The 10,043-nt window shown below is 49.0% G+C and carries 13 protein-coding genes; 10 read left to right on the forward strand and 3 right to left on the reverse strand.

Annotated features, from left to right (window positions below; all coding sequences use genetic code 11):
- Both WCE46_RS04850 and WCE46_RS04855 read left to right on the forward strand, forming a co-directional pair.
- Positions 1–1,411 (forward strand): hypothetical protein (locus WCE46_RS04850; protein ID WP_424732572.1); only part of this gene is annotated, 1,411 nt, incomplete at its 5' end.
- On the forward strand, positions 1,398–1,847 hold the full coding sequence (locus WCE46_RS04855) for a hypothetical protein (RefSeq protein WP_424732573.1): 450 nt from the start codon (positions 1,398–1,400) through the stop codon (positions 1,845–1,847). The genes WCE46_RS04850 and WCE46_RS04855, both read left to right, overlap by 14 nt.
- 460 nt (positions 1,848–2,307) lie before the next feature.
- On the opposite strand, the gene WCE46_RS04860 is transcribed toward WCE46_RS04855, so the two are convergent.
- The 3 genes from WCE46_RS04860 to WCE46_RS04870 are packed head-to-tail and all read right to left on the reverse strand — an operon-like array spanning position 2,308 to position 3,498.
- Positions 2,308–2,634, reverse strand: coding sequence for a type II toxin-antitoxin system PemK/MazF family toxin (locus WCE46_RS04860; protein ID WP_424732574.1), 327 nt, complete (start codon positions 2,632–2,634; stop codon positions 2,308–2,310).
- A gap of 4 nt (positions 2,635–2,638) precedes the next feature.
- Positions 2,639–3,169 carry a hypothetical protein gene (locus tag WCE46_RS04865; RefSeq protein ID WP_424732575.1) on the reverse strand — a complete coding sequence of 177 codons (531 nt, stop codon included), beginning with the start codon at positions 3,167–3,169 and terminating at the stop codon, positions 2,639–2,641.
- Positions 3,170–3,171: 2 nt separating this feature from the next.
- Positions 3,172–3,498: a transcriptional regulator gene (locus tag WCE46_RS04870; protein WP_424732576.1), complete on the reverse strand. Its 327-nt coding sequence runs from the start codon at positions 3,496–3,498 to the stop codon at positions 3,172–3,174.
- Positions 3,499–3,716: 218 nt separating this feature from the next.
- Here WCE46_RS04870 and WCE46_RS04875 point away from each other — a divergent pair, with 218 nt between their 5' ends.
- The 8 genes from WCE46_RS04875 (at position 3,717) to WCE46_RS04910 (ending at position 9,306) form a co-directional block, all read left to right on the forward strand.
- A complete protein-coding gene (locus WCE46_RS04875) occupies positions 3,717–4,112 on the forward strand; it encodes a hypothetical protein (RefSeq protein WP_424732577.1) in 396 nt (131 codons plus the stop codon).
- 159 nt (positions 4,113–4,271) lie between these two features.
- Positions 4,272–4,451, forward strand: a complete 180-nt coding sequence (locus WCE46_RS04880; RefSeq protein WP_424732578.1) for a hypothetical protein — start codon at positions 4,272–4,274, stop codon at positions 4,449–4,451.
- Complete coding sequence (locus tag WCE46_RS04885) at positions 4,448–4,804, forward strand: hypothetical protein (protein WP_424732579.1); 357 nt, start codon at positions 4,448–4,450, stop codon at positions 4,802–4,804. Before WCE46_RS04880 ends, WCE46_RS04885 begins: the two co-directional genes overlap by 4 nt.
- Complete coding sequence (locus tag WCE46_RS04890) at positions 4,788–4,976, forward strand: hypothetical protein (RefSeq protein ID WP_424732580.1); 189 nt, start codon at positions 4,788–4,790, stop codon at positions 4,974–4,976. Before WCE46_RS04885 ends, WCE46_RS04890 begins: the two co-directional genes overlap by 17 nt.
- 107 nt (positions 4,977–5,083) lie before the next feature.
- The gene (locus WCE46_RS04895) at positions 5,084–5,374 is read left to right on the forward strand and encodes a response regulator (protein ID WP_424732581.1); all 291 of its coding nucleotides are present in this window, start codon (positions 5,084–5,086) and stop codon (positions 5,372–5,374) included.
- A 58-nt stretch (positions 5,375–5,432) separates the two neighbouring features.
- Positions 5,433–8,498 (forward strand): PAS domain S-box protein, encoded by a 3,066-nt coding sequence (locus tag WCE46_RS04900; protein WP_424732582.1) that lies wholly within the window; start codon positions 5,433–5,435, stop codon positions 8,496–8,498.
- 61 nt (positions 8,499–8,559) lie between these two features.
- Positions 8,560–8,760 carry a hypothetical protein gene (locus WCE46_RS04905; RefSeq protein ID WP_424732583.1) on the forward strand — a complete coding sequence of 67 codons (201 nt, stop codon included), beginning with the start codon at positions 8,560–8,562 and terminating at the stop codon, positions 8,758–8,760.
- 72 nt (positions 8,761–8,832) lie between these two features.
- The gene (locus WCE46_RS04910) at positions 8,833–9,306 is read left to right on the forward strand and encodes a ribonuclease III domain-containing protein (RefSeq protein WP_424732584.1); all 474 of its coding nucleotides are present in this window, start codon (positions 8,833–8,835) and stop codon (positions 9,304–9,306) included.
- The last annotated feature ends 737 nt before the right edge of the window (positions 9,307–10,043 follow it).

The following is a 10,043-nucleotide window of genomic DNA, read 5'->3' on the forward strand; positions in this document are numbered from 1 at the left end:
CAAGGCATCTGATCATCTCTCGAAGGTAGAGAGCAACCTTAGGAAAAGTGTCAAAACTACAACACCTCAGTTAGAGAAGGTTCAAAACAATATCGAGTTAACACAAAAAAAATCTTTTGGGATAAAATCTACGATTAAGCAGATAGAGAAACAAAAGGAAAAAGATCACGAAGAGTTAGGAAAAGTAAAAGATTATTTAAAAACGCACAGTAGTGCAAAAATTGCCACACTTGAAAACGAACGACAGGCATTAGAGATAGATATCCTTAAATTGAAGGAACAAATCGGGAAAAAGGAATCGCAGAGAAATTCCTATCTCGTTGAAATTGCTCCGTTTATTTATCTAAAAAAGGAGATTGAACAAACTTATAAAATAATGGAGGAGAAAGTTGAAAAAGGCGAGTTACCCCCCAGAATAAAAGAGACATTTATTAAAGAACTGCTCGAAAAAGGCCATTGTATTTGTGGGAATGAACTTAAAGGAGAGGCCAGAAAAACCCTTGAAGAGTATAGCAAAAAAGTATCCCTTTCTGAGTTAAGCGAAATATCTATTGTCGGGAAAACTACTATCGAAGATATCTTTTCCAGCATAAACGAATTTCCTGAAAAAATAGATGCACTCAATGAAGAAATTGATGATTTTAAAGGTCAGCTGGAGACAAAAGAGCGAAGGATTGAACACATCTCTGATGAGATTAAAGAATATAACATTGCAGAAATACGTCGTTATGAAGAACGAAGGGATGAACTCAGCCGATTAATAGCACAAAATGAGCAGATTCTTTTACTGCAAAATAGTGATTTGAATACTCTTGCTACAACATTAAGAGAATTAAAAGAGGAAGAAGAACGAGAGTTGTCAAAAGATAAGAAAAACAATGCATTAAAGGAAAAACTGACACTTGTTCAAAATTCACTGAAAGTTCTTGCAAATACTGAAAAAATTATTAAAACAAAGATACGGATACAGGTTGAGAAGAGTCTTAATGATAATTTTAAGACATTGATCCGAAAAAAGACTGCATTCAGCTCAATCTCAATTGATGAAAATTATGACGTGAAAGTTCATCATGTGGATGGTTACAATGTCATCAACGATTTATCAGCAGGTGAATACCTGATTCTTGGGTTATCATTTATGAGTGCACTTATGACAATCTCTGGCTTCCAAGCCCCAGTGATTATAGATACCCCCTTGGGAAAAATTGATGATGAACATAGGGAGTATATCACAACAGAACTCCCGAAATTTTTAACAGGTACTCAATTAATTCTGCTTATAACTCCGACAGAATACGATAACAATGTCAAAGCAAATTTGAACCGGTATCTCCTCAAAGAAAATTTCTATCGGATTTCTGAAAACGCAGATCAGACAGAATCAACGGTAGGTCGATATGATGGCTGCTAATCATAACAACGAACCGCGAGATGCTTCATACACTAAGGAGCAACTTGAAATTTATACGGACAAGAAAGGAGGCTGGTTGAATAAAGATTCTAAATCCATTTTTGCCGGTAAATTCCAGAAAGATCTTTTTATTTTTGCTATGGCAATCGGAAAAAATCGTGATAAAAAATCTTCGCTGAAACCTCCAAAACAGGCAAATGTCCGTGTAGATGCAATGACCGAGAAACAGAAATGGGCATTGCTGTCCATCAGTATTTCTGAATCAAAAAATCTATTGTGCCTCAAGGACGAGTCTCCATTGTATGCAGAGGCAGAAGAATATGCACATGAAGGCCTCAGCATTCTTATTTCCCGTGTTGAAAAGTACGGAATCAATTATCCAAAATCTTTGGAAACTGAATTAAAAGAGATATTGAGCGAGGAATCATCGCTTTAAATTATATTTTGATCTATTGCCTGTTAGGCCCAATCCCACGCGGCACGGGGCGGCAGCCCCGTTTGAGCGTCCTCTTCCCATAATACCTAAAAAAACGCCCGTAAAACTCTCCGATTCCCTCCCCCAGAAATCCGCCCCATTATAAACCCCCATTAGCCAAAATAAGCCCAAAATGAGCCCCATATAATGCCCATAAACAGGCCATATTCGCATTCTGGCAGCGATCATTTTTCACCACAACAGAAAACCCATCCGGCCCCGAAAACTGCCCTCAAAACGCGTCTATGTGTGCGTGTTATTTTGTCCGATTTCAAAAATAAGCCCAGTTTAAGGTTATTTTGAAACGGAGCCCAATACGGGCTTCTTTTGGGAGTGGAGGAGGGCAATCGGGGACTGGATTGGGCCCGGATGGGGTGAGGTCTGCAAGGGAGTCCCACGGGGAAAACGGCTGGATCCGGGGTCAATCAAGGTCCAGCAGGTCCCGGATAAGAGCAACGATGGCGAGCCGGTGTTGTTCACTGATGGCACCGATCCGGTGCTGGAACCGTTCCTGGTCCAACGCAACAATCTGGAATACGAGAGCAACACTATCAGCATCGAGTCCGTTGTGTGAATCCGGGGAAATGACGAAGGTGTGCGAAAACCTGGCACTGCTCATGCTGCTCGTCAGTGGAACAACAAGGACAAGACCGTTTGCAACACCTGCAATGATCGCGGGCCTCATCCCCCGCTGCTCGTGCCCTTTTGCATCGGAGAGATCCACGAGCCAGATATCGCCGTTCTTCATTGGTTTAATGCTCCAGTGATTTTATTGAAGCACGCTGCCAGATACCGGTCTCCTCCTTTAAGTCTTCGAGATCCTCCCGGGTGGGCGTATAGAGGAACTCTTTTGCTTTTGAAATGCCAAGCGCAATCTGGGCTTCCGAATAGAACGGTTTGAGCCTTTTTACCTGGCGGAGTGCTTCGAGCGGATCACAATCCTGCCGGATTGCAAAATACCCGTAGGTTGCGCCGACTTCGAGAGGGACTGGTTTCAGCCCGAAGATCCTGCCAAGCTCAACTGCCGCCTCTTTCTCTTTCGCATTCAGCCGTGAGCCGGTTTCCAGAGTCTCGAACTCGCGGGTGAAACTGTACAGGTCCAGTGTCAGGTCCGGGGAATAAGGTCCGCGTACATACAGGCTGCAGGAATACCCGAGATCGATGCCCCTGAACTCAAGCAGGCAGACGAGTTTCTGGGCGATAAGCCGGTCGTCGAACCGCGAGACATCGAATGCGAAGCCCAGTTCCTTAAAGAAGGCAATTACTTTTTTGTATTTTTCCATATTCATACCCCACAGTGGAGAAACCGGCACAGCCAGGTCCGCGTTCTCTTCCATTCATCCTGTCCTTCGGTCGTGATGGAATAGAGTTCGAGCTCTTTTCCTTCCGAAGTTATTTTCTCTGAAGTGAGATAGCCCATGTCTTTTAAGACATTGAGGTTGGCAAACAGCACACCGTCATTGATATCGAGAGCCGCTTTGAGTTCGCGGTAGGTTGCCCCATCGGGCCCAAGGGAGGCAAGGCTCGCAAGCAGTTTTAACCGGACAAGCGAGAAGACTTTTGCGTTGAGCCCTTCGGATTCGTTCAAGATGGAGAGGATATCATTCTGCATATGGGTTCTCTCCCTGGTTATTTTCATGATGATTGGTTGCCCGGTTTATTTACTTTGTTATTTACTTAAAGTTTAAAGTAAATGAAAGCAGGGGTTGGGGCATTTTTGAGGTGTATATTATCCGGGGGGAATGCACACGTGTCCCGGCACTGCCGGGAGATTGTTCCAGACCGTGCCGGGACAATCTTTGGTTAATGATCTTCCCCGCATTCTCCCGGATGGATCCTCAAAAGCACCCCGGATCAATCCCCCAGACCTCCCGGTTCAGCTGCGATACCCCGGTCCTCACAACATATTCCCCTTCCCACGATCATTCAGCAAAATTTAAATCAAATCCCTTCCTTCTCAAAGAAGAGCACACCATGGAGCAGGCAGAGATTGAAGCCAGCATTGAGGCATACGCACCATTCCGGCACACCATTGCAATGATTAAATTCCGGTGCATGGTCTTCGAGTACCTGTTCTCCACGTTCATGGCAAGCTGGTGCATCCAGAGAGAGCCCCAGCCGGCTGAACACGACTATTATTACGAGAACGAGGGAGTGCTCGGCTACGCCGGGCGTGTGGTCCCGCCTCTCTTCGAACTCTCACCCTTCTTTTCAGATGTGAACTAAACCGCAGGCTCCTTAAGCGAATGCGGTTGCGCTTTCGTCTTCAGGTTTCTTGCGGCCTTTTCTTTTTGGGCGTGATGCCGGTACATCCGTGTCCGGCATTTTCGTCCTGATTGCACGTCCAAATGAACGCTTCACAAAATACGCAACGAGGAATCCCTCATGAAAAAAATCTTTATCATCACCCCTCCGGGCAGGTGGCATACAGCCGGGAGATCCCGGCATTTTCCGGAACAGCAGGAGATCAACCGGGTACACGGGCCGGGCGGCGGCCTTGACCGGGCCGGAACCGGGAAGAGTAACACCCTGCCTCCTCCGCTCCGCACTTGGGGTGCTGCATGATCGGCACCAGCGGCGGCCTGCTCGAAATCCATGCACTCCTGATCCTCAAGACCTTTGCGACCCACGCCCTTCCCGCACGGGCGATGGGACTCCCGCGGGCGTTCTGCGATATTGTCGGAACGGTCCAGGGCGGGATCATGATCGGCGTCAAACTCAGGCGATCGGTCTCTGCACCGCTCACACCCGGCGAGGTCGGGAAATGCTTTGAACCGGAAATTTCTCTTATGAAGTCCTGCTGTCCGAAAAAACCCGTCCGGCTCGAACTCTGGGTCGCGTTCTCCAGCGGGCGGTGGCAGTTTTTCGAGATCACGGGTGAAGGTGTCCGGGAGGTGGAGCATGCCGCCCGGCCCTGACCGTGGGAGGGCACCGGCCCGGGTCCCGTCCGTCCCGCTCTTCCTGATCCCAAAAGTGATCCAGGAGCAGATCAAAAAGAAAGGCACCTCGGTCTTTGCCATCTTTGTGGAACGCCGGCTCCACCACCAGGTTCTGTCAAGTCTGCGGGTGGTTGCGTTAAGCCTTCGTTGAGGAAAATATGTTGCCCCCCGTAGACGTTACAGAGCCCAACAGAGCCGCACAAGTAAAAATATTTATGCCGATAACATGCATTCCTCACAAAAGATATATTTCCTTAGATGGTTCTTACGATACCCGTTCTCTATGTCGATGATGACCCCGGGCTGCTTGAGATCGGCAAACTTTTCCTTGAGGGGCAGGGGCAGTTCAACGTTGACACTATTACCTCTGCTCAAGCCGCACTTACCCTGCTGAATACAAAGACATACGATGCCATTATATCCGATTACCAGATGCCGGAGATGGATGGCATCGAGTTGTTAAAACGGGTCCGAGCCACAAATAAAACCATCCCGTTCATTTTGTTTACCGGGCAGGGGCAGGGAAGAGATCGCTATCGAAGCCTTTGAAAATGGTGCTGATGGTTATATCCAAAAAGGCGGCGAGCCGAAATCGCAGTTTGCCGTTTTGATACAGAAGATAAAAGCGGTTGTTTCCCATCGGCAGGCGGAAGCGAGCATCCGTAACCATGAGCGACATGAAGCGGATATCCTTAACTTCCTGCCTGACGCAACCTTCGCCATCGACAAGACGGGAACTGTCATCGCATGGAATCACGCCATGGAAAAGATGACCGGAATCAAACTCTCGGAGATCCTCGGGAAAGGCAATTATGAATATTCTTTCCAGTTATACCATGAACGCCGCCCGATGCTCATCGACCTCATTCTGGCTCCTGACGTGCAGTTTGAGAAAGACAGGTATCTCTATACCATCCATGACAGCACGAATCTGACGGCTGAGTCCATACTTGAAAAACCTGATGGAACACAGGTCAATATCTGGGAAAAGGCCAGCCTCTTTTTTAATGAGATCGGGAACCTTACCGGTGCGATCGAGTCCATCCGGGACATTAACGAGCACAGGCAGTTGGAAGAGGGACTTCGGCAAAGCGAGAGGAGATATTACAACCTCTATCGTGATTCCACCCTGGGGATCTTCCATTCCACCCTTGATGGAAGATTTATTGATGTAAACCCGGCCTTTGCAAGGCTCCTTGGATATGCTTCTCCGGAGGAGACCGTTGCTACCATCACCAGCATCGCTGACCAAGTCTATTTTGAACCTCCCCAATATGATGCCGTTGCAAAGGCAGCGCTGGATGCCGGGGGAGTTCTTAACACGATAACCCGTTACCGTCGCAAAGACGGGGCATTGTGGTACGGAAATCTGCACCTGCATATCGTCACCGACAAAAACGGAACTCCCTCCCATTACGAAGGGTTTGTTGAGGATATCACGAAACGCAAACGGTTGGAAGAGGAGCTTACAAGGAGTATGCACCAGCTTGGCGAGGCAATGGACCTTGCCCATCTGGTGAACTGGGAGTTTGATGTCGCGACGGCGACCTTCACGTTCGATGACCGGTTCTATGCTCTTTTAGGTACCACCGCCGATCGCGAAGGCGGTTACCTGATGAAAGCAGAGACCTATGTCCGTGAGTTTCTCCACCCAGACGATCAGCACATCCTTGACGAGGAAGTGAAACGGGCCCTGGAGACAACCAATCCCGATTACCAGTCTGCCGTGGTACACCGCATCATCCGGCGAGATGGCGAGGTGAGGTACATCATTGTCAAGATTCGGGTGACCAAGGATGCGCAGGGTCGGACCATCAAGACCTATGGCGCAAACCAGGACATTACGGATCTCAAGCGGGCGGAAGAGAAACTTCAGCGAAGCGAGGAACGATTCCGTTCTGTTCTTGACAATTCATCCGACGTCATATATCGTCAGAACCTACAGACACGGCATTACGAATATTACAGCCCGTCATGCACTGCACTGTATGGTTTTTCCCCGCAAGAGATGATCGACATGGACGAGAGGGAAGCTCGCGAGCGGGTGCATCCGGATGACCGGGCACGGCTTGATGCTGCTCTTACACATCTCACTGATAGCGGTCATGAACAAGTAGACATCCGCTGGAAGATACGTTCCGGGGAGTACCGCTGGTTGTCTGCTGTCATGACCCTTGTCAAGGATCCTTCCGGAAAACACTTGTACCGTGACGGTTTTGTCCGGGATATTACCGAGCGGAAGAACGCTGAACTGTTGCTCGTGGAGAGCGAGAAGAAGTACCGCTGGCTCCTTGAGGGCCTGCACGACAGTGTCCTCGTGCACCGGGATACCAGGATCCTGTACCTGAACCCGGCGTGTGAAAAAATGCTCGGATATCCCCGGGACGCTCTCCTTGGCCAGTCCATCATGATGCTTGTCCCTCCTGAATTACGGGAGATGGTCGCTAATGCCTCCAGGAAGCGAATGGCAGGGGAGACATTTGAGCCCTACGAACTGGATCTCATCCGGGGGGACGACAGCCGCATATCGGTGATCATGAGCGGGAATCTGGTTGTGTTCGAAGGAGCACCTGCATCCATCAACCTGATCATCGACATTTCCTCACGCAAACGGGCAGGACAGGCACTGCAGGAAAGCGAAAAGCGCCTGTATTCCATCTATAATACTGTTGAAGACGTCATCTTTCAACTCAAGGTTGAACCCAACGAGCAGTACCGATTTACATCAGTTAATCTGGCGTTTAGCAGGGTCACCGGGTTACCTGCTGAGCACGTTATTGGTAGGAACGTAAACGAGATCATTCCCGAACCGTCTCTCACCACGGTTCTGGAAAAATACCGGCAGGCCATCAAAGAAAAGGCCATCGTTCATTGGGAGGAAATATCCAATTATCCTACAGGACAGCTGACCGGAGACGTCAGTGTCGCCCCAATCTTTGATGAGACAGGTAACTGTTCACACCTGATTGGATCTGTGCATGATATCACCGAACGCAAGCGGGCGGAAAATGCCCTCAACCAAGCAAACCGAAAACTCAACCTTCTCTCTGGTATCACCCGGCACGATATCACCAACCAATTGACGACATTACAGGGCTACCTGGCCATACTGGAAATGAACCGGAATGATCCCAATTTTAAAGAATATCTCCAGAAAGCCAAAACCACCGCAGAGCACATCTCTGCAACGATCAAGTTTACCAAGGAATATGAATCGATTGGCGTTAATGCCCCGGTCTGGCAGGACTGTCGCGTTCTCGTTGACACTGCGGCAACGCAAGTTCCACTCGATGAGGTCATGATGATAAACGATCTCCCTGCTGGAACAGAAGTGTTTGCTGATCCCCTGGTCCAGAAGGTCTTCTATAACCTGATTGACAATGCCCGGAGGTACGGGGGCAGCGGTATGACAAAAATCCGGTTCTTCTCATCCGAAACGGGTAACGGGCTTATTCTTAGTTGTGAAGATAACGGAGATGGGATCACCGGGGAGGATAAAAAACGCCTTTTCGAGAGGGGGTTCGGGAAAAACACTGGTCTTGGGCTTTTTCTATCACGTGAAATCCTGTCGATCACTGGTATCACGATTACTGAAAACGGTGTACCGGGCAAAGGAGCACGATTCGAGATCATGGTGCCGGAAGGGGCGTACCGGATCGCCGATGCCCAGTAAAACTCTGATACATCGTCGGTGGATACCAGATTTTTCCCGATCATTATTTATCCCCTCATTGTTGGCATACCGGGATCACGGGATCGGGATCGCGCCCGGCATGAAGATCCAGTACGTTGTGACCGATGCCCGGCGCTATTGTGTGGAGCCGGCGTGGTGTGCGAAATCGTTTGATATACCATTCTACCGGGGACTCATCGATAAGGCATGGGGGGAGATATCGTATGCGTTTCCCACTCGCTTTTCGAATCCGCCACAATGATAAACAAGCTTCATGGTTCATGGTGGGTAATACACCCATCAGGAACACTTTGAAATTCGGGAGAGGATTGAAATGGATGAACATAATTTACCAGAAGATCTGCAAAAAGAGATCGGATACACATTCAGTGATGAAACGCTTCTTGAAGATGCATTGACCCGGCAGTCATACATCAATGATAACCATAGAGACAGGAAAGACTGCATGGACCCGCTTGCTACCGTGGGAGATGCAGTACTCGGGGCTCTTGTTGTGTACCGGTTATACGAGAAAGGTTCAAGGGACAAAGGCACCCTGACCGCAGATAAAATCAGCGGAGTAAACCGGGATAAGACCCGGGCATTTGCAGAGAAATTCCGGCTTCAGCAGTACATCCGCTGGGGAAAAGGCGAGGAGAAAAACAAAATCTGGCTGCAGGGGAATCAGGCATTCGATACCGCGTTCGAGGCCCTCATCGGTGCGATCTTTCTCGATGCCAAGAGGAACGGCAGTGATGGGCTGGTCGCTGTCGATCAGGTCTTGGACAGAATGCATTTTTTTGAATAATTTTTCCCGAATGGTTGGCAGGGTAAGCCCACGCGGCACGGGGCGGAGCCCCTATTTTTCGCGTCCTCTCCCTCTAACTCCCAAAAAAACGCCCGTAAAACCCTCCGATTGCTGCCCCCAAAAATCCCACCCATTTAATCCCTCCATTTGCAAAAATAAGCCCAAATTGAGTCCCATATAATGCCCAATAACAGGCCGTATTCGCGTTCTGGCAGCGATCATTTTCCCCCTCAACAGAAAACCCATCCGGCCCCGAAAACCGCCCTCCAAACGCATCTATGAGATCGTTTTATTTTGTCCGATTTCAAAAATAAGCCCATTTTAAGGTTATTTTTAAACGGAGCCCTATACGGGCTTCTTTTGGGAGGCGAAAAGGGTAATCTGAGGCCAGATTGAGCCCGGATGAGAGGATCTCATTATCGCTGGATCAGGCCTTCCGGGAGGGATCTTCGGGAAGAACGAGCATGTGAAAAAAGTGTTCTGGATTATGTTCGTCTCGATGGCCGGGCTGGTTCTCGCCCGGGTTCTGGACCCGGTGACGGCGCAGCAGGTTGTAGGGGTGATTACAGGGGTGGGGGTGTAAAACCAAGGGGAAGGGGCGCCTTAAATCCCCCTGATGTTGTATCGGGTTTTTACACGAGCGGTTCCGGCTGCTGTTCAGAGAGTGCCGGTAACCGGGTGGTCTTGAACAGCACCTGCTCGCTGCTCTCCCGGATCTTTTCGATGATCAGGTCTTT

It is taken from the genome of Methanoregula sp., assembly GCF_049690535.1.
Taxonomy (GTDB): Archaea; Halobacteriota; Methanomicrobia; order Methanomicrobiales; family Methanospirillaceae; genus Methanoregula.